Source organism: Phenylobacterium sp., from assembly GCF_025934275.1.
In the GTDB taxonomy this organism is placed as follows: domain Bacteria; phylum Pseudomonadota; class Alphaproteobacteria; order Caulobacterales; family Caulobacteraceae; genus Phenylobacterium.
This window is the reverse complement of the sequence record NZ_JAICYI010000033.1, coordinates 14,694-37,305: the sequence shown is the minus strand read 5'-3', so window position 1 is coordinate 37,305 and position 22,612 is coordinate 14,694. Positions and strand designations below refer to the sequence as shown.

Genomic DNA, 22,612 nt, shown 5'->3' with positions numbered 1-22,612 from the left:
TGGCCTCAGCGACGTTGGTGACCCGGCCCGCGGCGGCGTCCCAGGCGATCGGCTGGTCGGCCTTCAGAGCGACGATGCCCAGGATCATCGTCTCGTTCAGCCGGGCGCCGTACTCGAACGGGCAGGAGACCTTCTCCTCCCGGCGGATGGCGCGGATCCAGTTCTGCTCGTGCGCGGCCATGCCGCCGGCGATTCGCGGCAGGCTGTGCGGGATCCTGGCCGCCTTGGCCTCCAGCCCTTCGCCGATCAGCACCGGCTTCTCGCCATAGGTCTCATGCATCAGCATGCCCTTCGTCCCGACGAACAGCACGCCGCCTTCGGGGTTCATGCGCAGCTCGGCGGGGAAGCCCGGCGGCGTGGGCGGCAGGATGCCGCCGTCGTACCAGGTCATGTGCAGCCGCCCGCCCTCGACCAGGTTCCTCGGCGCGTGGGCGAACTCGTAATGGACGACCTCGGCCAGCGGAAAGCCCTCAAGCACCGCGGGCCGCTTGGTGCTCCACAGGTCCGGATTGCCGGGCCAGCGGGAGTGCCGGGTCTCGATCTTCGTCGGGAGGCCGGGATCGAGCGCCCAGAACGGAAAGTCGATCAGGTGGGCGCCCATGTCGCCCAGCGCCCCGCAGCCGAACGGGACCCAGCCGCGCCAGTTGAAGGCCGCATATTGCGGATTGTAGCCCCAGTCGACGTTGGCCGGGCCGAGCCAGGTCGCCCAATCGAGCCCCGCGGGCTTCGGCTCCGGCGGCGGGCGCGAGACGCCCTGCGGCCAGACGGGCCGGTTGGTCCACACGTGGACCTCCTTCACCTTGCCGATCGCGTGGCCGCGAATCAGCTCCACCACGCGCCGCCCATCGTCACCGGAATGCCCCTGGCAGCCCATCTGCGTGACCAGCTTCGGATTGGCCTTCGCCAGAGCCGCGAGCCTGCGGCCCTCCTCCACCGTGTAGGTTAGCGGCTTCTGCACATAGACGTGCAGGCCCCGCTCCATGGCCCAGCGCGCGGCCACCGCGTGGTGGTGGTCGGGCGTGGCGATCAGGACAGCGTCAATGTCCTTCTGCTGGTCCAGCATCCGGCGATAGTCGGTGTAGCGCTTGGCCTTGTCGTAGGCGGCCTTCAGCGCAGTGCGTGTGGGCAGCAGCTGGTAGTGCTGGTCCAGCATCCCGCGCGCCACGCGGTCGTAGTCGACATCGACGGTGGCGACGATGTTCTGGTCGGTGAGACGGGACATGTCGTCCGCGCCCTTGCCGCCGGCGCCGATCACCGCCAGGTTGACCTTGTCGCTGGGCGCCAGCGTCCGGGCCCCCGCGAGGCGCGGTCGGGCCAGCACCCCCAGCGCCCCCGCCGCCGCCGCCGCGCCCAGCACGCCCCGCCGCGTCAGCCGCCCGCCTTCTCCAACTCCGATCATCGCTTTGCCGCCTCCCCGCCTGCCGGAGCCGATTGACCGCTGTTCGGGCCCGAAGCGCAAGAGCTTGGCTTCTGGGACGGCGTCACGCGCGTAAGTCGTGGGAAGATCGGGGAGATATCGGGAGTCCGTCAGCCAGAAATCGGAGCCGCCGGCCGCTGTTCCGGCGGATGCTTGCGCAAGCGCCCGGGGCTGGCCCGGGCGTCCGTTGGTGGAGGTTGAGATGGGAATATTCAGTCGGGGGCCGCTGCTCGGCCTCGCGGCGCTCGGGTCGCTGGCGCTGGCGGCGCCGGCCTGGGCCGGATGCGGCGACACGGCGACGGTTTCGCCGGCCGCCTGGACCGGCGGCTCCGAGGCGCAGCTCTGGCGCGCCAACCTGGGCACGCCGTCGATCATCGGCATGTGGAGCGTTCAGTTCTTCGCCGGCGGCAACATGATCGACTTCGGCTACGCCCAGTGGCACGCCGATGGCACCGAGATCATGAACAGCGGCGGCCGCTCGCCCGCGAGCGAGAACTTCTGCCTGGGCGTCTGGGCCCAGACCGGCCCGTTCAGCTACAAGCTGAACCATTTCGCGCTGAGCTACGATCCGGGCACGGGCGCGCTCAACGGCAAGGTCAACATCAAGGAGGACGTCACCCTCGATCAGAAGGGCGCCCAGTTCGACGGAACGTTCACGATCGACGTCTTCGACCCCAACAGCAACGCCCTGCTGCAGCACGTCGGCGGCCGCATCGTCGGCCGGCGCGTCGCGGTCAACTGAGCGCATGGGCCGGGCGCGCAGCGCCCGGCCATCTGTTCAGCCCATGCGTTCCGGCCGCAAGTCCATCGCGGCGACGGCCTGCGCCGCCATCGCCCTTTCCTCCGGAGCCCTCCCGGCGCGGGCGCAGGTCGTCCCGGTGTGGACCACGGCCCCGATGCCGCAGCCCTCGCGCGCGTCGGCGCCGGCCGCGGTCGCCGCCCCCACCGGCCTGGCGCTCGGCCCAGGCGAGGTGTTCGAGGTGGTGCCGCTCAAGTACGCCGACGTGAGCGAGGTGGTGGGGCTGCTCACCGGCAATTCGCAGGTTCGGCCGAACGACACCTTCACGCCGCAGGAGCCCTCGTTCGGCTCCTCCGGCTTCCAGGGCTACTACGGCGGCGGCGGCCTGCCGACGCCGCCGCTCAACCCCGCGCTTGAGCCGTCCGGACCGCAGGCGGAGCCGCTGGGCCGCGCCGTCGACCAGGTCATGGGCATCGATCGGCGGTTGAACGCCGTCATCCTCAAGGGTTCCCCCGCGACGGTCGCCCAGATCAAGGCGCAGATCGCCCAGCTCGACGTGCCGGTCGACAGCGTGGTCCTGGAGACCGTGTTCGTGGAGCTCACCCAGAGCGGCGCACGCAACGTCGGCATCGACTTCAACAACGCCAACGGCCAGGTGGGCTCCGTCGCCTACTCCTACGTCAAGGGCGATTTCCCGGGGCTGCCCAACACCTCCAAGGGCGGCGCGGTCGTGGCCAACCTGCAGGCGGCGATCTACGCCCAGATCGCCAGGGGCGAGGGGCGCATCATCTCCAAGCCGCGGATCGCCGCCCAGAGCGGCTCGACCGCCAAGATCGTCACCGGCGACGCCCTGCCGATCCTCACCTCGATCGCGCTCTCCGGCGTCAACGCCGTGCAGCAGCAGGTGCAGTACGTGAACGTCGGCGTCACCCTGCAGATCGCGCCCAGGGTCTCCGACGACGGCTTCGTCACCTCGCACGTGTTCGCGGTGGTTTCCAGCGTGACCGGCTTTTCGCAGGGATATCCGGCGATCAGCCAGCGGGAGGCGTCGACCTCGGCCACCGTGCGCGATGGCGAGAGCTTCGTGATCGGCGGCCTGACGCAGGAAGCGGACCTGACCCAGCGCAGCAAGCTGCCGGGCCTCGGAGACCTGCCCCTGCTCGGCCTCGCCTTCCAGGCAGAGCACCGCAGCCGCGCCAAGACCGACCTCTACATCGTCATCACCCCGCACGTGATCCGCGGCCGCTCGCCGCCTGCCCCCGCAAGCTCCCCCGCCAAACCGACCGCGCCCTTGCCGTGAGCGCGCGAGGGCCCCGGGCCCGGAACATCACGCTCTCTTAAGCGTTGCCGTGGTGGGATCATCGGCCTGACGCGATTCAGGCCGAGGGGGCGTCGAGTTGGGCATCCATTGGCGGGCCATCGGGCCCCTATCCGCTGCAGCGTTGCTCAGCGCCGTGCCGGCGTTCGCCGAGGAAGCGGCCGGCCCGCCGGCGGTCGAGCGGTTGCGCGGGCTGTCGATCGAGGAGCTCGCCAACGTCCCGGTCACCACGGTCTCGCGTCGGGAGGAGTCGCTGGCGCAGGCCCCGGCGGCCGCCTACGTCATCACGCGCCAGGAGATCAGCCGCAGCGGCGCGCGCACCTTGCCGGAAATCCTGCGCCTGGCGCCCAACCTGTTCGTGGCGCAGACCAGCGCGAACAGCTGGGTGATCACCGCCCGCGGCCTCTCGGGCAACCTGGCCGACCAGGCGTTCTCCAACAAGCTCTTGGTGCTGATCGACGGGCGCACGGTCTACACGCCGCTGTTCTCCGGCGTGTACTGGGACATGCAGGACGTCCTGCCCTCCGACATCGACCATGTCGAGGTGATCAGCGGCCCCGGCGCGACCTTGTGGGGCGCGAACGCGGTCAACGGCGTCGTCAACATCATCACGCGCAGGTCGGACGAGACGCAGGGGCTCGAGGTCACCGAGGGGGCCGGCGACCAGGAACGGTTCGCCGCCGTCCGCTATGGCGCAAGCCTCGGCGATGCGGCGAGCTACCGGATCTACGGCCGCGCCTACCGCGCCGACGACACGCTCACCTCGACGGGCGCCGAGGCGCTGGACCGCTGGGATCGCGTGCAGGGCGGCTTCCGGCTCGACTGGAGCCCGAGCGACCGAGACGACGTCTCGATCCATGGCGACGCGTTCAAGGGCTCCGGCGTGACCAGCGGCAGCATGAGCGGCGGCAACCTGGCGGCCCGCTGGAGCCACGCGACCGAGGGCGGCGCACACCTGCAGGTCCAGGCCTACATCGACCGCGAACAGCGGGGTCATGATCTCACCGGCGGCCTGCCGCTGTGGGTCGACACCTACGATGTCGACGTGCAGCACGAATTTGCGCTCGGCGCCCGCAACGACGTCGTGCTCGGCGGCGGCCTGCGGCAGGCGAAATACAGCCTGGAAGCCGACGGGGGGATCGGGTTCGTCCCGGCAAGGGGCGCGCTGAACCTCTCCAACGTCTTCGCCCAGGATACGCTCACGCTGACGTCCTCGCTGCGGCTGATCCTCGGGGTGAAGCTCGAGGAGGATCCGCATTCCGGCTGGTCCGCGCTGCCGAATGCGCGGCTGTCCTGGACCCCTTTGCCTTCCACGCTTCTGTGGGCGGCCGCCTCGCGCGCGATCCGCGCCCCGACGCCGTTCGATCGCGATGTGGTCGAGACCGTAGGCGGTCAGGTGTTCCTCACCGGCAACCGCAACTTCGAGCCCGAGACCGTCGACGCCTATGAGGTGGGCGCGCGGCTCAGTCCGACCGGCCGGCTCTCGCTCTCGGCGTCGGCCTACTACAACGTCTACGATGACCTGCGCAGCATCGAGATCACGCCGGTCACCTTCATCCCGATCTTCTGGGGCAACCGGATCAAGGGCCACACGTCGGGCCTGGAGGCCTGGGGCAGTTATCAGGCCACGCCGCAGTGGCGGCTCTCCGCCGCGGTGAACCTCTTGTCGGAGTCGTTCCAGTTCAAGCCCGGCGCCAGCCGGATCCTGGGCCTGAGCCAGGTCGGGGACGATCCGAAGGCGCAGGCGCAGCTCAAGTCTTCAATGGATCTGGGTCCGGCCGTCACCTGGGACGCGGTGCTGAGATACCAGAGCCGGCTGCCCGACCCGCGGGTCCCCGCCTATGTCGAGCTCGACACCCGCCTGGCCTGGAACATCACGCCGTCGCTTCAGGTCGCGGTGATCGGCGACAATCTGCTTCACGACCACCATCAGGAATTCCCGGCGCCGCAAGCCAATGCGGTCCCGCGAAGCGTGCTGGCCGAGTTACGTGCGCGATTTTGAGATTCCGCCACGGGGCGGCCCCCGGCGTCGGCTCTCGCCAGGCGGGAGCGGTTCGACCAGGGCGGGAAATTCTGTCAAGCTCGCGAACGCTGGCTCGCCGCCGATCGCGCCGCCGTGGCGCGCCCGCCCGCCTGCGAGCGGGGTTGGTGGACGCTTGATGCGGGTTCTGTTCCTGCTCGGGGCCGCTCGACGGCGTGTCCGAGGGCTGATCGCCGCCCTTGCGATGCTGGCCATCACGGCGTTTCCGGCCGGCGCGAGCGCCCTGTCTCTGGAATCCGCCGTCAAGGCGAGCTTCCTCTATAAGTTCGGCCCATTCGTCGAGTGGCCGGCCTCGGCCTTTCCCGCGGCCTCCAGCCCCTTCAACATCTGCGTGTTCGGCGCCGACCCGTTCGGCGGCCTCCTCGACCAGGCCGCGCGCGGTCAGACCATCGCGGGCCATCCGGTCGCGGTCCGGCGCATCGAGTCCGTCGAGGGCCGCATCGACTGTCAGGTCGTGTTCGTGAGCCGGTCCCGGCAGCCATCGCCGGCCGAGGTGCTGCACGCCCTGCGCGGCTTGCCGGTGCTCACGGTCACCGACGCGCGCGAAGGAGTCGACGGCGGCATCATCCACTTTGTCGTCCAGGACGGGCGCGTCCGATTCACGATAGACAACGGCCTGGCGCGCGCGGGGGGCCTTGTCCTGAGCAGCAAGCTGCTCGCGTTGGCGACCACTCCTCAGCGAGGAGCGGACTAGCATGGCTCCGATCTGGGAACGCCTCAGCCGGCCGGTGACCAGGACGCCTCGCGTCGCGATCGGCGTCAGCATCGCCTTGCTCCTCGCCAGTCTCGCACTCGGCGTCATGAGCCAGAACGCGCGCCGGGCCGAGACCCTCGACCAGGCGCAGGTCCAGGCGGACATCCTCGCGGGCAGCCTCGCCGCGCCCCTGGCTTTCAACGACATCGGCGCGGCCCACGAATACCTGAATGCGCTGGGCGCCAACCCCGCGGTGGAGGCGGCCGGGGCCTATGACCTGAGCGGCCGGCTGGTGGCGAGCTTCCGACGCGCCGGCGATGGTCCTCCGCCGACCAACACCGTCGGCGCGCTCACCGCGACCACCGGCGAGCTCACGCTGCGCAAGCTGGTGAAGCAGGGCACGACCGGTCTCGGCTCGATCTACCTGCGGATCCGCGTCGAAAGCCTGCTGCACCGGGAGCTGCGCTATCTCGGCATCGGCATCGTGATGATCATGGCCTCGCTGCTGATCGCCGCGCTCGGCGCCTCGCACGCCTCACTCACCGAGGCGCACCGCAAGCTGCAGGAGCAGATCGAGGAACGGGAGAAAGCCGAGGAGGCGCTGCGCCAGGCGCAGAAGATGGAGGCCATGGGCCAGCTGACCGGCGGCGTCGCCCACGATTTCAACAATCTGCTGATGGTCGCGTCCAGCGGTCTCGACCTGATGGACCGAACCTCCGATCCGATCCGCCGCGACCGCCTCAAGCAGGGCATCCGCCAGGCCATCGACCGCGGCGCCGATCTCACCCAGCAGTTGCTCGCCTTCTCGCGCAAGTCGCCGCAGAAGACCGAGGTGGTGAACCTCCCCGACCTGATCGCCGGGATGCGCGACGTCCTCGACCGGTCGCTGCGTGAGGACATCAAGGTCAGCGTCGAGGCCCAGGACGGTCTCTGGCCGGTCGAGATCGATCCGGCGCAATTCGAGGTCGCCGTCCTCAACGTGGCGATCAACGCCAGGGATGCGATGCCGAACGGCGGCGTCATCGCCGTCCGCCTGGAGAACGCGCCGTGCGACGAAGGCCAACCGGGCGACATGGTCCGAATCACCGTGACCGACAGCGGCCACGGCATGGCGCCGGAGTTGCTCAACCGCGCCTTCGAGCCGTTCTTCACCACCAAGGGCGTGGGCCAGGGCACCGGGCTCGGCCTCAGCCAGGTCTACGGCTTTGCCAGGGCGTCCGGCGGCGACGTGAAGATCGAGAGCGAACTCGGCGAAGGCGCTGAGGTGACGCTGCGGCTTCCGCGGTCGGAGAAGACCCCTGCCGTGACGACGATCGCGCGCCGCCGCAGCTTCCCGAAAGGCGTCGATCGCAAGTGCCGGATCCTGCTGGTGGAGGACGACGAACGCGTCGCCGAACTCGTCAGCGAGATGCTGCGCGAACTCGGCTACGACGTGACGCGGGCGCCGAGCGCCGCGACCGCGCTCGAAGCGCTTCGGCTGGAACACGCGTTCGACCTGGTGTTCTCGGACATGGTCATGCCCGGCGACATGAGCGGGCTCGACCTGGCGCGAAAGATCGTCCGCGAGCGTCCGGACCTGCCGGTCGTGCTGAGCACCGGCTACAGCTCGTCGGCGGCGGACGCCACCGCCGAAGGCATACGCCTGTTGCTGAAGCCCTATCGCATCGAAGCGCTCGCGGCCGAGCTCAGCGCCGCCCTGAACGACGCCGCGCGTCGCCCGCGCACGCGGCACTGAACTCCTCCCCTCCCCGCGTCCGGTCCACACGGCACGTGGGGCTACGGGCGCCGAGCGAATGTGTAGCCCCAATTGATCTCCTCACGGTATTGGCCGGATCGATCGAACGCGAGTAGCGCGCTGCTGAGCGCGGCCTCGAACGCCGTGTGCCGTCCACCGAGGGCGCGGGGGGAAAGTGTGGAGTTTGAGCGGGTGTAGCCGAGGAGCGTCTCCAGGGTCCATTCGTGGAGGACGGCGAACGATCGGTTCGTCACGTCGACGAAGCCTGCGTCGCGGATAACCTGTACTTGTTCTGCAAACTCGAGCTCAGGGGTCGCGTTGGGAGCGCCAAGGCGACGGACCGGTTCGCCGACAAAATCGCGCACAATAGCGGCGACGATGCGCCGCCACGGGGGCGCCGTCTCTTCCTCGATCTGAGGGCCGAGAGTCACGAAGCCTCCGGCCGGCTTCAGCCATCCGTATGCCTTCGCGGCGACGCGGGGACGGTCGAGTCGGTGGAAGGCCTCGCCGATAGTGATCAGGTCGAACCCGCCGGGTGCTGCTTCGAAGTCCTCAACGCGGCCGACCGTCCAGTGGACGTTGCCGAGCCCGAGACGCTTCGCCTCGCGCCGGCCCACCTCGATCATGTCCGGCTCTAGGTCAACAGCCCAGACCTCAGCGACACGGTCCGCGATCGGCAGCGCCACGCGCCCGGGCCCGCAAGCAAGATCCAGGAGACGCGCGCCCGGCGGCAGCCGCGCATCATCCAGAAACCCCTCCAGAACCTCACGTGGATAGGGCGGCCGATAACGAACATAGTCGTCGGCGAGACCGGCGAACGCGTCTGGGTGGAAGTTGGGCGGCAACCCGGCCATCGGCGGGGGCCAATACACCAGCGCAATCTTAGCGACCAGTCGGCGCGCCAGGGCGAGTGGCGCGGACCGGATGTTGTTCAGTCCGGTCGCCGCCAGTCGTTGACGTCCACGTTGCAGGCGAAACGAACCGCCGTCGCTCGCCCGTCCGCGACAGCCCAGGTCTTGGTCCGCTCGCCGGGTTCAAGCTCCGCCACATTGCTCGTGGAAACCGCGACGACGGCGCCGCGCGCGTCGTAGGCCTTGCAGGTCACGTCCACCAGCCATGCCTTGACGGTGCTCCGGTTCTCGATCTCGAGCTCGATGTTCGGGCGCATCGCACCCCATCTGGCGCGAGCCCAGATCCCGGGGGGCGCGGCGATGCTGTTGGCGAGGGCGGCGGCGAAGATCAGCTCGATCATGTGGCCGCCGCGGCGGGCTCGCGCGCGCTGGTCTCCCGCGCCCGTCGATATTCCCGCGCCGCTTCCGCGACCGCGGGCTCCACGTCGCGGGGCATCATCACCCCAGCGGCGACCGCCGCCGCAGCCGCCTCTGCGAACCGGGCGATGTAACCGTCTTCGTCGCCATAGAGGGCGTCCAGCTCGGCCACATCGAAGGGTCGGTTCGAGCCGCGAAGGCGACCGGCGAAGTCGTCCGTGACCGGCGTCGAGCTGTTCATCGCCACCGGCGCGGCGGCCTGGGGAAGGCGCAGACCGCCCGTGGCGATGCCATGGCGGTCGCGCACGACCTTGCCGTCATCGGTGAAGTCGATCCGCGGCTGGGTGGGGGGCGGAGCGCCCCCGCCGACCCAGCGGTTCAGGTGATGCAGGGCCGCGTCATAGAGGGGCTGCAGGTAGATCCGGTTCACCTGTTCCGATGGCGGAGGCGGCGCTGCGCCGAAGTCCCGTCGGTATTTGGCGTTCCGCATCACTTGGGACTGGTAGGAGACGTGGGTGAGCGCCGCGGCTTCCCAGGTGCGGAAGCGGTCCGTGTCCGGCTGGCGAACCGGGAGGCAGGCGATCGCCTCGAGTTCGGTGTTCACGATCATCACCGGGACGTCGAGATCGTCCCGGATCAGGTTCTGGGCGCGCGGCAGAGGCCGAGCGTTGGCGGTCGCCGGATTGACCGGCCGATCGCTGGCCTCGATGGGCGTCCCGCTGCCGAAGTAGATCTGCAGCATGTAGCCGTCGAAGGCGTGGCCGCCCCGATCCGCAGGCAGCGGATGGACCGCGTTGATGTACGTCGCGAGGCGACCCGCCGACTGCGAGGCGCCCAGGCCGATGACCCGCTTCACGGCCAGTCCTCCCAGCGGGTCCACCGTGCGGTCACGCTCGGGCCCAACGGCCCGGCCCACCTGCGAGAAGATATTGTAGGAGGCGTCATCGGTCGGGATGCTGAGATCGCCGTAGCGCTCGCCGTCCCACGCCACGAGACCCTGCGGGGCGTCAGGAAACCCGTGGACACCCACCCGCTGCACGCTGGCGCAGACGTAGGCATACCCTCCGTCCAACACCTCCGGGCTCTCGCCGAAGAAGAGCTCATAGCCGGCGGTGACGTTGTTCCAGCACACCACCACCGTGCCATTGAACCTTGCCGGGTCAGCCGGGCGATACACCAGCAAGCGGGTCTTGAAGGGAACCTTGCCCTTCGGTTGGACACGCCACTTCCCGTCGCGGCCGAGTTCCGCGCCGGACGCCGGGGCATAGGTCATCGCCTCGCCCGCCAGGAAATATTCCGCTTCGACGAAGTCCTTCGCGGCAAGGTCGATGAGCGGCCGGTTGAAGGCCCATCCATGCTGGCCGCCGCTGATCGGTCCCTGGATCATCGTTCCCTCCGTCGAGGTTCAGCTTCGGGCCGGCCCCGCGGCCTTGGCGACGAGCCTAAACCCCTCGCGGACTCTTTACAGCCCGTACTACACTCGTAAGATGCGGACCGGAGCAGCCTTTCCTGAAATTCACTTCGCCCGCGGCTGCAACCGGGAGATGCTGCACCGAGGAATGCCGATGATCAGTCATCACGTGGCGACGAATACGTCCCAGGACGGCCCGCCCGGGGCGCCGCCTTGAACAAGGCCTCCTTGATCGGCCAGCTGAAGATCGAGCGCGAGGCGCCGGCCGGCGCGCGGCGACGCCGTCGCGGTCCGGACCTCTGGCCCTGGGCGCTGGGCGGCGCCGCCGGCTTGGCCCTCGCGATCGCGGTCGGCTGGTTCGTCGTGGCCCGGCCCGACCTCGTCGCGGTGGAGGTCGCCACCGCCAAGCCCGCCTGGAGCGGCGGCGCGGCCCAGGGCGGCTCGCTGCTCGACGCGTCCGGCTACGTGGTCGCCCGCCGCGCCGCAACCGTCTCCTCGAAGATCACCGGCAAGGTCGCGCAGGTCATGATCGAGGAGGGCCAGCGGGTGGCGGCCGGCGAGGTGATCGCCCGGCTCGACGATTCCAACGCCAGGGCCGCGCTCGATCAGGCCCGCGCCCAGGTCGCCGCCGCGCAGGCGAGCGTGCGCGTCGCCCAGGCGAACCTCGAAGGCGCCGTGCCCAAGTACGAGCGCAGCCAGAAGCTGCACGACCGCGGATTCTTGAGCGAGCAGGACGTCGACGACGCCAAGGCCGCAGCGGATTCCGCCCGCGAAAGCCTCGACCTCGCACAGCGTCAGGTGATGACGGCCAAGGCCGCGGTCGAAGTCCAGCAACGGGCCGAGGACGACACCATCATTCGCGCCCCGTTCGCAGGCGTGGTGACCGTCAAGGCGGCGCAGCCCGGCGAGATGGTCTCCCCGGTGTCGGCCGGCGGCGGCTTCACCCGCACCGGCATCGGCACCATCGTCGACATGGATTCGCTCGAGGTCGACGTCGACGTCGCCGAAAGCTTCATCAACCGGGTGAGCCCCGGCATGCCGGCCAGCGTCAAGCTGAACGCCTATCCGAACTGGGACATCCCGGCCGAGGTGATCGCCGTCGTGCCGACCGCCGACCAGTCGAAGGCGACGGTCAGCGTGCGCGTCGGGCTGAAGCTGAAGGATCCGCGGATCATCCCACAGATGGGCGCGCACGTCGCCTTCCTGAGCCCGACGCCGGCCGCCGCCGGCGCCTCGCAGGCCGGCCGCTCCGTCGTCGTGCCGCCCGAGGCGGTGCAGAGCGAGGACAGCGGCCAGACGGTGGTGTTCGTCATCGCGGACGGCCACGCCGAGCGGCGCGCGGTCAGGCTGGGGGAGAAGACCAGCCAGGGCCAGACCGTGATCGCGGGCGTCAGCCCAGGCGAGACCGTCGCCGTCGAGGGAGCCGACAAGCTGAAGGACGGCCGGGCGGTGAAGATCCGGCGCAAGGCGCAGGCGAGCTGAGGAGAGCGCGATGGAGCCGTTGGTCAGCATGCGCGGGGTCGTCAAGCGCTACAAGCGCGGCTCGGAGAGCATCCAGGTGCTGCACAACCTGGACCTCGAGGTGCAGCCCGGCGAGTTCCTGGCGCTGATGGGCCCCTCCGGCTCGGGCAAGACCACGCTGCTCAACCTGATCGGCGGCCTCGACCGGCCGAGCGACGGCGAGGTGGTGGTGGCCGGCGAGCACATCGACGACCTCTCCGGCGGCCAGCTCGCCAGGTGGCGGGCGCGTCACGTCGGTTTCGTCTTCCAGTTCTATCACCTGATGCCGACGCTCTCGGCCGAGCGGAACGTCGAGCTGCCTCTGCTGCTGACGCGCCTATCGGGCGCGCAGCGCCGGCAGAGCGTGGCCGCGGCGCTGGAGCTCGTCGGCCTCACGGACCGGCGCAAGCACAAGCCCTCCGAGCTCTCCGGCGGCCAGCAGCAGCGCGTCGCCATCGCCCGCGCCATCGTCACCGACCCCACCCTGCTGGTCTGCGACGAACCCACCGGCGACCTCGATCGCGAGACCGCCGAGGAGATCCTGGGCCTCCTGCAGCTGCTCAACCGCGAACAGGGCAAGACCATCGTCATGGTCACCCACGACCCCAAGGCCGCGCAGTTCGCCAGCCGCGTCGTCCACCTCGACAAGGGCGCGCTCGCCGCCGCGCCGGCGGAAGCGGCGTGAAGTTCCTGCCGCTCGTCTGGGCCGGCGTCTGGCGGCGCCCGGGGCGCACCGCGCTGACGCTGATCTCGATCATCAGCGCCTTCGTGATCTTCGGCATCCTGCAGGGCTTCACCTCGGGCCTGAGCCGGCTAGTGGCCAACGCCCAGGCCGACGTGCTGATCACCCAAAGCCGAGGCGGCCCGCTCGACCGCCTGCCGATCGCCGACCTCGACATCCTGAAGCGCACGCCGGGCGTGAGAGCCGCCGCGCGGACGGTGTTCTTCGGCGGCCCGTTCCGTCAGCCGAACGCGTTCCTGCCGGCGCAGGCCATCGATCCCGACGAGGCCCGCGCGGTCGACGACCAGCTGCACATCACGCCGGCCCAATGGGCGGCGCTGAAGGCGACCAGGAGCGGCGCGCTAGTGACCTCCGACCACGCCAAGCTCTACGGGTTCAAGGTGGGCGACCGGGTCCCGCTCACGCCCCAGTTCTACACCAACAAGGACGGCGGCAGAGCCTTCCCCGTCGACGTGGTCGGCATCTATCCCTCGAACCCCGACGACGGCGTGTTCGGCGGCCTGGTCTTGCTGAACTACGACTACATCGACCAGAGCCGCGCCAGCAACGCGGGCACCGTCAACGGCTACCTGGTGCGGATCGACGATCCGCTGAAGTCGGGGGTCATGTCTGTCGCCATCGACCGCCAGTTCGCCAACTCGCCGCACGAGACCAAGACCTATTCGCTCAGGCAGCTGGCGCTCGCCTCGATCGCGCGGCTTGGCGACGTCGGCCTGGCCGTGCGGCTGATCGCCGGGGCGGTGTTCTTCGCGCTGCTGTTCTCGGTGGGCTCGGTGATGATCCAGTCCGGCCGCGAGCGGACCGTCGAACTGGCGGTCCTGAAGACGCTGGGCTTCGGGGACGCCACGGTGGTCGGGATCACGATCGTCGAGGCGGTGGTGATCTGCCTGGCCGCAGCGATCGCAGGCCTGCTGATCTCGACCGCGCTCTATCCGGTGGTGATGAAGACCATCCACTTCAACGTGAAGGCCGGCCCCGCCCTGCCCGCAGGGCTGATCGTCGCCCTGCTGCTGGCGCTGGTCGCCGGCGCGATACCCGCCTGGCGCGCGGCGCGGCTGTCCATCGTCGACGGCCTGGCGGGACGCTGAGGAGAGGCGAGATGCATCCGCTCCGGCAAATCCTCGTCGCGACGGCCCTGGCGCTGCGCACCCTGCCCCAGCGCCTCGGCCCGTCCACGGTGACGGTGGTCGGCGTCGCCACCGTCGTCGCGGTGATGGTCTGCATCCTGGCGATCGGCCAGGGCGTGCGACGCTTCGTCGACGTCAACGATCAGGAAGACCGCGCCGTGCTGCTGCCGGCGGGCGGCGCCTCGGAGTTCGCCGGCGCCTTCACCACCGGCGATGTCGCGGTGCTGCAGTCCGCGCCGGGGGTCAAGCGCACCGCCGACGGGCGCCGCATGATCCAGCCGCTGGCCGCTGTGGGCGTCGAGGTGATCCGCCGCAAGGACGGCGCGCCTCAGAACGAGATGCTGCGCGGCACCGGTGAGATCGGCAACCTAATGAACAAGTCCACCCTGCACATCGTCCAGGGGCGGATGTTCCGGGCCGGCATGCACGAGCTGGTCGCCGGCAAGACCGCCCACGACCTTTTCCGCGGCCTCGACGTCGGCGACAAGATCGACATCCGCGGCGCGCCCTGGACGGTGGTCGGCGTCTATGCCGACGAGGGCGGGATCGACGAGAACTCGCTGGCCGGCGACGTGGAGACCATCAAGGCGGCGTTCGGCAACACGACCTACCAGAGCATCGGCGTGCAGCTGGCCTCGCCGTCCGACTATCGCCGCTTCCGCGACTGGGTGATGTCGAACCCGCAGCTGAACGCCCAGGTGAAGACGCTCGGCCAGTACTACCGCGACCAGATGAAGCAGCTGCGCGTGCTGTTCGACTTCGTCGGCTTCTTCGTGGGCGGAGTGATGGCGGTGGGCGCTGCGGCGGGCGCCATCACGACCCTCTACGCCGCGGTCGATGCGCGTCTGCGGGAGATCGCCACCCTGCGCGCGATCGGCTTCGGCGGCGGCTCGGTGGTCGCCTCGATCATCATCGAGGCGCTGGCGCTGGCCATCCCCGGGGCGCTGATCGGCGTGGGGATCGCCGCGCTCGGCTTCAACGGTCACGGCATCGACACGGCGGGGCTGGCGTTTCAGGCCAGCGTCACGCCGGGGCTGGCGCTGACGGGGGTGGGCGTGGCGCTGGCGATCGGGCTGATCGGCGGCTTGTTTCCGGCCATCCGCGCGGCGCGGCTGCCGGTCGCCGAGGCGCTGAGGGCCAGCTGAGGACGGCTAGGCGGCGCCCGGCCGATGCGGCGGGCTTCGCCCCGGCGGTTCGGCGCCGCGCCGGTCGGCCGGATAGGTCTTCACCTGGCGATCGGCCTGCCAAAGCTCCATGGCGCGGCCGTCGCGGTGCGGCTCGACCCCGCGGATCGCCTGCGCGTCATCCTCGCAGTCCAGCTCGACCGCCTTGCAGATGTGCCCCGCCGGATCGAGGAAATAGAGCCTGTAGTGCGCCACCAACGCGCCCTGCCCTTCGCATAACGAAGTTATAATGGCGCTCTGGTTGCATCATGGTCAAGCTCGCGTCGGGCCCCGCCTTCCGCATCAGCGGTCGCCGCGATCTCCCTCGCCGGGCTTCGCCTTCGTCTTGGCGTGCTGGCGGCGATCGGCGGCGAGTGAGCGACCCACCTCCACCTCCCGCTTGAAGCGGCCGTTCGCGTCACGCCGAGCATAGCGTTTGTCGCCCTTGTGGGGCTCGATCAACTCTCGGGGCATCATGACCTCCATGGGTTATGGACCAACGGAGGTGGGATTTCCTGAGTTCCGTTTCCGGGCCGTCCTGCGAGCGACAGCGACCTGAAATCGCGCAACATTCCCCTATCAGGGGAACCGCCAAGCTCTGCCTTCGCTTATGTCATTTGCAGATTTCGGCCTCACCGGCCCGGCCGGCGGCCTCTCGGGCGAAAAGGGCGCGAGCCGTGACCTACAGCTTCAGGAACCTGCTGGTCGAATTCCAGGTCGGCTGGTGCGGCGCGGCCTCGCCGCACGCGCACGGCATGGCGAGGTTCCGTCCCTGGACAGGTTCGGTGGCGGCTGACCTTCAGGCGATCTTCGGCGCCGCTGCGCCGGACCGATCGACGGCCCCGCGCGCTCGCGCCCGGTCCTCAGAGTTCGGAGCGGCCGGCGGCCGATGACGCGGTCGCCTCGCCGGCGCCGGCCGGGAGCGCCTTCTCCACCTCGTGGAGCAGGTCGGTGGCGTCGAGCTTAAGCGAGCGCAGCAGTTGCCACAGCCGGAAGGCCGAGACCTGCGCCTCGGCATGCTCGTACTTGTGGATCAGCTGGAACTGCGCGCCGCACAGCTCGGCCACGGTCTTCAGGCTGAGCTTGAGCTCCCGCCGCCGCTCCCTGAGCAACCTTCCAAGTTCCCGGTTGAACGCGTCCTGCACTCGGCCACTCCTACTGGCCGCGAATGCTCCAGAATGGGTCACCGCGGCGCTCGTCGAGCCGGCCGGTGCAATGACGGCGCCCGCGTCGCGGACGGGTGGGGAGCGGATCAGGCGCTGAAGCATTTGGCCCCGGCGGCTTCCAAGCACCGGGGCCCAGGCGGGGTTGCTGCGTTCACCTGGCCTTCGGGGGCGTCCCTCGGAAAGGCGCTATATTTAATCTCCACCGCAGCGACAAGTTCCCCTGTCAGGGGAACAACACGCCTTGCCGCCCTTGGCTCGGCGGCGCAACGCGCACATGCTCCGCCGATGACCCCGCGAACGATCGCAGCCGCCGCCGCGCTCCTCCTCGGCCTCGCCGGTCCGGTGTCGGCCCAGGCGCCGGCCGACGACCCCCTCCCGGCCGGGCCCGGCAAGGACGTCGTGGTCCGCGTCTGCACGGCCTGCCACGACGCCACCGAGTTCGCGTTTGCGCGCTACACGCCCGACGAATGGGATTTCGAGATCACCAAGATGCAGTCGGCCGGCGCCGAGATGACCGCCGAAGAGCAGCTCGCGATCTCGGCCTACCTGGCCAAATACCTTTCCAAGCCCGCCGCTCCGGCGCCGGCCGCGCCGAACGCCCCGGCGCCCACTCCGAAGGCCGCCGCCCTGAGCGCGGGCGACTGGCGCCGCGCCGCCGGGCTCGGCGCCTCGGCCGCCGAGGTGGTCCGGGCGCTGCAGGCCAAGGGCCGGTTCGCCGACATCGTCCCGGACGAAGCCGTGGTCACCATCGATCCCGACAACACCGTCGACGTCGTCGCGTTGAAGCCGCTGCCGCCGCTCACCGTCCCCGGCGCCACCGGGCCCGGCGTGCGCACCGCCGGCCTCTCCGGCTCCGGATTCGCGTTCACCGCAAAGCCGGGCGCGATCATCCTCTACCCCGCCTTCGCCCAGTCCTTTGCACCCCAGGGCGCCTCTCCCCGATCCCCTGGCGTCACCCCCGCGCCGCCGCCATAGTGGCGGTGTAGCGCGCGATCGGTCCGCGCCGGATTGGGGGCATGCATGTTGAGGTTGTTCGGTGCGGTGTTCGCCGCAGCGCTGATCTGCGCGAGCGCGGCGCGCGCCGAGCCGGTGAAGGTGAGGGTCGCCGAGGGCGTTCTGGTCGGCGGCCGCTCAGGCGGTGCGGTCGGCTTCCTGGGCATCCCGTTCGCCGCCCCGCCGGTGGGGGAGCTCCGCTGGCGACCGCCGCAGCCCGCGCCGCACTGGACCGGTGAGCGCCCGGCCACCGAAGCCTCGCCCAATTGCACCCAGCGCAGTCGCCCCGGCGGCCCGAAGTCCTCCGAGGACTGCCTCTACCTGAACGTCGTGGCGCCGGCTGGAGCCAAGGGCGCGCCGGTGATGGTCTGGATCCACGGCGGCTCGAACCTCGGCGGCTCGGGCGTCCAGTACGTCAGCCCCGCCTTCGCCAAGGACGGCATCGTCACCGTGTTCATCAACTATCGGCTTGGGCCTCTGGGCTTCTTCGCCCATCCGGCGATCAGCAAGGCGGCCGGCCCGGCCGAGCCGCTCGCCGACTACGGGCTGATGGACCAGCTCGCCGCGCTCCAATGGGTGCAGGCCAACATCAAGGCGTTCGGCGGCGATCCGCGGCGGGTGACGGTGTTCGGCGAATCCGCCGGCGCTATCGACATCTACGCCCTGTTGGGCCTGAAGAAGGCGCGCGGCCTGTTCAGCCAGGCGATCATCGAATCCAACATCACCTGGGGCGACTCCCCCTCTCTCGCCAAAGCCCAGGCCGACGGCCAGGCGCTGGCGGTCCGCGCCGGCGCTTCGCCCACCGCGGGCCTCGCCGAGCTGAAGGCGATCCCGGCGGAGAAGCTCGTCGCCGCCCAGCGCGGCGCGCTGTTCCCCATCGTCGACGGTCGGTTGATGACCGAGACCTCGCTGCAGGCCATGGCTCGCAAGCACACCGTCGATGTCCCGCTGATCGTCGGCTCCAACAGCTGGGAGGCGTGGCTCGACCGCTCGCTCAAGGGCCAGGCGGCGGTGGACTGGACCAACAAGGAGGGCGGCGCCCCGGCCCGGTTCATCGCCGCCAGGTCCGCCGAAGGGAAGCCGAGCTGGCTCTACTTCTTCTCCTATGTGCCCACCGAGAAGCGGACGCCGGACAATCAAGGCGCGCCGCACGCGGGCGAGATCTACTACGTATTCGACCGCGAGCTCAGCCCGATCATGACGCCGAGCCCCGCCAACCCGGTCTCCGGCCCCGCCAATCCCTCCGACGAGGACAAGGCCATGGCCGCCCTAGTCCATGCCTGCTGGGTCTCCTTCGCCAAGACCGGAACCCCGCGCTGCGGGGCTGCGTCCTGGCCGAAGTACGATCCCGCGACCGACCAGCTGATGGAGTTCGGCTCGCCCGCCGGCGTCCGCAGCCACTTCCGCCAGCGCGAACTCGACGCCGCCCTGGCCGAAGAGCCAGACGCGAAATAGCTAGACGCCGCGCAGCTTAGAGCGGGCTGTCGTCGAGCCAGAGGCCGGTTGGCTGGCGGACTCGCCGAGTAGCGGCGCCGCGCCAGCGGGCGATGGCGGGCACGTACACGAGCCCTCCATTGCGGGACCTGTAGATGGCGATGAGATCGCCGTCGGATGTGCGCTTGGACGCGATGGGAAGCAGGTAGGGCGTCACGGGTCGTGCCGGATTCGGAAGCTACAGAACTGCCAAGCCCCGGCGGCGCATCCGAGTTCCCTGGCATCGCCTTTGATAGGCCGAGCGGCTCGTGAGCCCGGCAGCTAACGGCTTAGGGCGCGCCGTGGCCCGCTTCCGGCGGATGGGCGCAGGCGCGCGCTCCGGCGGCCGCATGCGTCGCCGACAGGTCGAGACAAAACAGCGCCAGCCCTCGGTGATCGGTGACGATCATTCGCCACGATCCGGACGCCCAGAACTCCGGCTCGTTCTCCTGCACCATCTCGATCAGCATCCGCAGCGCCGCCGTATGCGCGGCCTGCATGCTCGGCAGCTCGAGACCCTGCTCGTCCGGATAGGACCGGCCGTCCTCTTGGTGGAAGTGGTATCGCGACATTCCGGCCTAACTTGTTGGGCGACTTGACGGTTTCAGCGTAGCCGAAGGAACTTTGCGTCCCGGCCGGCCCGGCGTGAAAATCGCCGCAGCCGACCGAGCGCCGCGTACACGCGCGACCACGCTCCGAGAGCAGCCATGCAAAGTCCCACCGAATACCAGCGAGAGCTCCTGCGAGGCATGGACGCCAAGGACCTCGTCGGGACGATGGAACTCATCGCCGACGACGCCGTCTACTTCTGGAGCAACGGCGCGGCGATGTTCGGCAAGGCCGAGATCGAACAGGCCATGAAGGCCAAACTTCGAGGGCATCAAGGACGACGTGTATGAGGTCAAGGACCTGACCTGGGTCGTCGATCAGCCGGACGCGGCCGTCGCGGTGTTTCGCTTCGAGTGGTCAGGCGAAGTGGACGGCGCGCCGGCCTCCGGGCGAGGCGGCGGCGCCTCGGTCCTCAAGCGCATCGACGGCCAGTGGCGGACGGTTCACGAGCATCTGAGCCCGGGCCGCTGGCGCAGCCGACCGGCGAGCCCTTCGCCCCCCCGTGCATGAAATTCTTGACTTGCTCCTGCTGCATGTGTTCTACTTTCGTTCATGGTGAATCGGGCGGACATGGCTGAGCGGCACGCGAGCGTGCTGGCGGAGCTCACGGAGGCGGGGCGCGTCATCGCGCTCGACCTGCAGGCCCGCGCGCTGGCCGCCGAGACGCCGGCCGAGGCCGCCGACGTGGCCAACGCCTTCCACAAGGTCTCGCGTTCCGTGCGCCAGTCGATGGCGCTCGAGGCGCGCTTCGCGCGCGACCTGACCCGCGCCGATCGCGAGGATCGCGAGGCGGCCGAAAAGGAAAGGAAACGTGGCGTCGAGCGCCGCCGCGCCCAGGTGGAAGCTGCGGTGGAGCGGCTGATCTGGACCGAATACGAACGGGACGAGGACGAAGGCGAGGATCTCGTCGCCGCCCTGGGCGAACAACTCGATGCGGCCGTGCTCGACGACGACTTCGCCGCCACGCCGATCGAGGCGCAGATCGTACGACTGTGCGAGGACTTGGGGTTGCCCAAGCCTTCGTTCGGCGACGATGCGCCGGGATCTGCCGCCCAGCCGGCGGCGCCTGCGCTGAACGCGCCGCCCTCGCCCGGTCATCCCTTCCAGAGCTCCGCCTGAGGCCTGCATCCGTCGTCGCGGCAAGCTGCGGCTTGCCCTCGCCAGACACACGCCTGCAATCTCCGCAGGCGAAGAGGCCCGCGACGTCGGAAGCAGAACAAGAAAAGGTCGGGGATGAAGTTCGGGAGTTGGATCGCCGCGGCGGCCGCCGCGGCCTGCGCGGCGGCGTTCTGCGGACCTTTGATTGTCCGCGCCCAGCCAGCGGCGCCGGACGGCGCGGCGCTGTTCAACGCCCGGTGCGGGGCCTGCCACGAGCCGCCGGTCGGCCGGGCGCCGGCGCGCGCCTCGCTCGCCGTCCTGCCGGCCGCTCAGATCGTCGAGGTACTGACCTCCGGCGTCATGGCGCCCATGGCCACGGGGCTCTCGGCCGAGGACAAGCAGGCGATCGCCGACTACCTCACCGCGCGCGGCGCCGAGGGGCCCTACGCCCATCCGGGCCAACAGGCTGCGGCGACGCCTGCCCGCCGCGGCGGCTTTCGCCCGCCGCCCGGCGTCGATCCGAAGTGCGACGGCGCGGCGCCGCCGATCCGCCAGACCGGCTCCGACTGGGCGAGCGTCGGTGTCGACGCCGCCTCCCGCCGCTTCCAGCGCGACCCCGACCTCGCCAAGGCCGACGTGGCGCGCCTGAAACTGAAATGGGCATATTCCATGGTCGGCGGCGGCATGCCGACCGTGATCGGCGACTGGCTGTTCGTCACCAACCGAAACGGCAAGTTCTATGCGCTGGACGCCAGGAAGGGCTGCGTGCGCTGGGTCGCCGAAGGGGTCGCCTCGCGCACCACCCCGATGATCGTGAAGTCGGCCATCTCGCCCTCCGGCTGGGCGACCTTCGTCGGCGAGCGCAACCGCACGGTCGGCGCCTTCGACGCCCAGACCGGCAAGGCGATCTGGCGCAGCGCGCCGCTGGAGAGCAATCCGGTCGCGGGCATCACCGGGACGCCGGTGGTCTCGGGCGGCCAGCTCTTCGTGCCGATGAGCTCGGGCGAGGAAGGCGCGGCGACGCAGGCCGCCTATCCCTGCTGCTCGTTCCGCGGCTCGCTCTCGGCGCTGGACCTCGAGACCGGCCAAATCCAGTGGAAGACCTACGTCATCACCGAACCGCTGCACCCGACGCGCAAGACCGCCGCCGGAACCCAGCTGCAAGGGCCGGCCGGCGGCGCCATCTGGTCCGCCCCCACCGCCGACGCCAAGCGCGGCCTCGTCTATGTGGCGACGGGTGACAGCTACACCGAAGTTCCCACCGCCGGGGCCGACGCCATCGTCGCCATTGAGATGGCCACCGGCAAGGTCCGCTGGAAACGCCAGGTCACCCCCGGCGACAACTTCATCATGGGCTGTAACGGCGCGACGCGCGGCGCGAACTGCCCCAACCCGATCGGCCCCGATTACGACTTCGGCGCATCGCCCATCCTGTTCAAGCTGCCGAGCGGCAAGCAGGTGGTGCTGTCCGGACAGAAGTCGGGGACCGTCTACGGCATGGATCCTGACACGGGCCGGCTCCTCTGGAGCACAAAGGTCGGCTCGGGCTCGGCGCTGGGCGGCATCGAGTGGGGCATGGCGGCCGACGACAAGCGCCTCTACGTCGCCAACGCCGACACCATCAACCTGTTCGACGACGTGATGCGCGCCCAGGGCAAGCCGCCGGTGGAAGGCGAGAACGGCCCCGCCAAGCCGGGCCTCTATGCGCTGGACCCCGCAACCGGCAAGATCCTCTGGGCCGCGCCTGCGCCGGACGCGCCGTGCCGCTATGCAGGCGATCGCAGCCGCGACTATGCCGGCGGCCGCTGCATCCGCGCCCAGTCGGCGGCCCCCAGCGTCATCCCAGGCGTGGTGTTCTCCGGAACGACGGACGGGTGGTTGCGGGCTTACGACACCGCGAGCGGCAAGATCCTCTGGCAGACCTCCACCACAGCCCAGACCTACGACACGCTCAACCAGATCAAGGCCCAGCCGGGCGGCTCGATCGACGGCCTCGGTCCCGCGGTCGCAAGCGGCATGGTCTATGTGATGAGCGGCTTCAACGGCGCCTCGCGGACCGGGGGAAACGGCGTCAACGTGCTGCTCGCCTACTCGGTCGACGGCCGGTAGGGCTTGGTG

At 70.0% G+C, this 22,612-nt stretch carries 23 protein-coding genes; 15 read left to right on the top strand and 8 right to left on the bottom strand.

What is annotated here, in order from left to right; translation table 11 throughout:
• Positions 1–1,399 (bottom strand): Gfo/Idh/MocA family oxidoreductase (locus tag Q0W60_RS10190; RefSeq protein ID WP_297695176.1); only part of this gene is annotated, 1,399 nt, incomplete at its 3' end.
• Between the two features lie 220 nt (positions 1,400–1,619).
• Here Q0W60_RS10190 and Q0W60_RS10185 point away from each other — a divergent pair.
• The 5 genes from Q0W60_RS10185 (at position 1,620) to Q0W60_RS10165 (ending at position 7,944) form a co-directional block, all read left to right on the top strand.
• Positions 1,620–2,159, top strand: coding sequence for a hypothetical protein (locus tag Q0W60_RS10185; protein WP_297695174.1), 540 nt, complete (start codon positions 1,620–1,622; stop codon positions 2,157–2,159).
• A 43-nt stretch (positions 2,160–2,202) separates the two neighbouring features.
• Positions 2,203–3,456, top strand: a complete 1,254-nt coding sequence (locus tag Q0W60_RS10180) for a secretin N-terminal domain-containing protein (protein WP_297695173.1) — start codon at positions 2,203–2,205, stop codon at positions 3,454–3,456.
• Between the two features lie 154 nt (positions 3,457–3,610).
• Positions 3,611–5,476 (top strand): TonB-dependent receptor, encoded by a 1,866-nt coding sequence (locus Q0W60_RS10175; RefSeq protein WP_297695171.1) that lies wholly within the window; start codon positions 3,611–3,613, stop codon positions 5,474–5,476.
• A 223-nt stretch (positions 5,477–5,699) separates the two neighbouring features.
• On the top strand, positions 5,700–6,209 hold the full coding sequence (locus Q0W60_RS10170; RefSeq protein WP_297695169.1) for a YfiR family protein: 510 nt from the start codon (positions 5,700–5,702) through the stop codon (positions 6,207–6,209).
• 1 nt (position 6,210) lies between these two features.
• The gene (locus tag Q0W60_RS10165) at positions 6,211–7,944 is read left to right on the top strand and encodes an ATP-binding protein (protein ID WP_297695167.1); all 1,734 of its coding nucleotides are present in this window, start codon (positions 6,211–6,213) and stop codon (positions 7,942–7,944) included.
• Between the two features lie 41 nt (positions 7,945–7,985).
• Here the strand turns inward: Q0W60_RS10165 and Q0W60_RS10160 are convergent, their stop codons facing one another.
• The 3 genes from Q0W60_RS10160 to Q0W60_RS10150 form a co-directional block, all read right to left on the bottom strand.
• Positions 7,986–8,798, bottom strand: a complete 813-nt coding sequence (locus Q0W60_RS10160) for a class I SAM-dependent methyltransferase (RefSeq protein ID WP_297695164.1) — start codon at positions 8,796–8,798, stop codon at positions 7,986–7,988.
• Positions 8,799–8,875: 77 nt separating this feature from the next.
• On the bottom strand, positions 8,876–9,196 hold the full coding sequence (locus Q0W60_RS10155; protein ID WP_297695162.1) for an FxLYD domain-containing protein: 321 nt from the start codon (positions 9,194–9,196) through the stop codon (positions 8,876–8,878).
• Complete coding sequence (locus Q0W60_RS10150) at positions 9,193–10,599, bottom strand: alpha/beta hydrolase domain-containing protein (RefSeq protein WP_297695160.1); 1,407 nt, start codon at positions 10,597–10,599, stop codon at positions 9,193–9,195. The genes Q0W60_RS10155 and Q0W60_RS10150 overlap by 4 nt, the downstream gene beginning before the upstream one ends.
• 237 nt (positions 10,600–10,836) lie before the next feature.
• On the opposite strand from Q0W60_RS10150, the gene Q0W60_RS10145 reads away from it, so the two are divergent.
• From Q0W60_RS10145 to Q0W60_RS10130, 4 genes are read left to right on the top strand one after another with little or no spacing between them, the layout of a single operon-like run.
• Positions 10,837–12,105 (top strand): efflux RND transporter periplasmic adaptor subunit, encoded by a 1,269-nt coding sequence (locus tag Q0W60_RS10145; protein ID WP_297695158.1) that lies wholly within the window; start codon positions 10,837–10,839, stop codon positions 12,103–12,105.
• 10 nt (positions 12,106–12,115) lie between these two features.
• On the top strand, positions 12,116–12,808 hold the full coding sequence (locus Q0W60_RS10140) for an ABC transporter ATP-binding protein (protein ID WP_297695156.1): 693 nt from the start codon (positions 12,116–12,118) through the stop codon (positions 12,806–12,808).
• Positions 12,805–13,953 (top strand): FtsX-like permease family protein, encoded by a 1,149-nt coding sequence (locus tag Q0W60_RS10135; protein ID WP_297695154.1) that lies wholly within the window; start codon positions 12,805–12,807, stop codon positions 13,951–13,953. Before Q0W60_RS10140 ends, Q0W60_RS10135 begins: the two co-directional genes overlap by 4 nt.
• An 11-nt stretch (positions 13,954–13,964) precedes the next feature.
• The gene (locus Q0W60_RS10130) at positions 13,965–15,137 is read left to right on the top strand and encodes an ABC transporter permease (protein WP_297695152.1); all 1,173 of its coding nucleotides are present in this window, start codon (positions 13,965–13,967) and stop codon (positions 15,135–15,137) included.
• Positions 15,138–15,143: 6 nt separating this feature from the next.
• Here the strand turns inward: Q0W60_RS10130 and Q0W60_RS10125 are convergent, their stop codons facing one another.
• The 3 genes from Q0W60_RS10125 to Q0W60_RS10115 all read right to left on the bottom strand — a co-directional run bounded on the left by Q0W60_RS10125 (position 15,144) and on the right by Q0W60_RS10115 (position 16,300).
• A complete protein-coding gene (locus Q0W60_RS10125; RefSeq protein WP_297695150.1) occupies positions 15,144–15,371 on the bottom strand; it encodes a hypothetical protein in 228 nt (75 codons plus the stop codon).
• An 87-nt stretch (positions 15,372–15,458) separates the two neighbouring features.
• On the bottom strand, positions 15,459–15,629 hold the full coding sequence (locus Q0W60_RS10120; RefSeq protein WP_297695148.1) for a hypothetical protein: 171 nt from the start codon (positions 15,627–15,629) through the stop codon (positions 15,459–15,461).
• A 389-nt stretch (positions 15,630–16,018) separates the two neighbouring features.
• Complete coding sequence (locus tag Q0W60_RS10115; protein WP_297695147.1) at positions 16,019–16,300, bottom strand: helix-turn-helix domain-containing protein; 282 nt, start codon at positions 16,298–16,300, stop codon at positions 16,019–16,021.
• Positions 16,301–16,606: 306 nt separating this feature from the next.
• Between Q0W60_RS10115 and Q0W60_RS10110 the strand changes: the two genes are divergently transcribed.
• Together Q0W60_RS10110 and Q0W60_RS10105 are read left to right on the top strand one after the other, a co-directional pair.
• A complete protein-coding gene (locus Q0W60_RS10110) occupies positions 16,607–17,296 on the top strand; it encodes a hypothetical protein (RefSeq protein ID WP_297695145.1) in 690 nt (229 codons plus the stop codon).
• 45 nt (positions 17,297–17,341) lie between these two features.
• Entirely contained in the window at positions 17,342–18,769 is a 1,428-nt protein-coding gene (locus Q0W60_RS10105; protein WP_297695143.1) for a carboxylesterase family protein, read from the top strand.
• A 308-nt stretch (positions 18,770–19,077) separates the two neighbouring features.
• On the opposite strand, the gene Q0W60_RS10100 is transcribed toward Q0W60_RS10105, so the two are convergent.
• Positions 19,078–19,359, bottom strand: coding sequence for a hypothetical protein (locus Q0W60_RS10100; protein WP_297695141.1), 282 nt, complete (start codon positions 19,357–19,359; stop codon positions 19,078–19,080).
• A gap of 135 nt (positions 19,360–19,494) precedes the next feature.
• Here Q0W60_RS10100 and Q0W60_RS10095 point away from each other — a divergent pair, with 135 nt between their 5' ends.
• From Q0W60_RS10095 to Q0W60_RS10080, 4 genes are all read left to right on the top strand, one after another.
• Positions 19,495–19,686 (top strand): hypothetical protein, encoded by a 192-nt coding sequence (locus Q0W60_RS10095; RefSeq protein WP_297695138.1) that lies wholly within the window; start codon positions 19,495–19,497, stop codon positions 19,684–19,686.
• Complete coding sequence (locus Q0W60_RS10090; protein ID WP_297695137.1) at positions 19,679–19,906, top strand: nuclear transport factor 2 family protein; 228 nt, start codon at positions 19,679–19,681, stop codon at positions 19,904–19,906. The genes Q0W60_RS10095 and Q0W60_RS10090 overlap by 8 nt, the downstream gene beginning before the upstream one ends.
• 60 nt (positions 19,907–19,966) lie before the next feature.
• Positions 19,967–20,515: a hypothetical protein gene (locus Q0W60_RS10085; RefSeq protein WP_297695135.1), complete on the top strand. Its 549-nt coding sequence runs from the start codon at positions 19,967–19,969 to the stop codon at positions 20,513–20,515.
• A gap of 114 nt (positions 20,516–20,629) precedes the next feature.
• Complete coding sequence (locus Q0W60_RS10080; protein ID WP_297695133.1) at positions 20,630–22,603, top strand: PQQ-binding-like beta-propeller repeat protein; 1,974 nt, start codon at positions 20,630–20,632, stop codon at positions 22,601–22,603.
• Positions 22,604–22,612 lie beyond the last annotated feature (9 nt).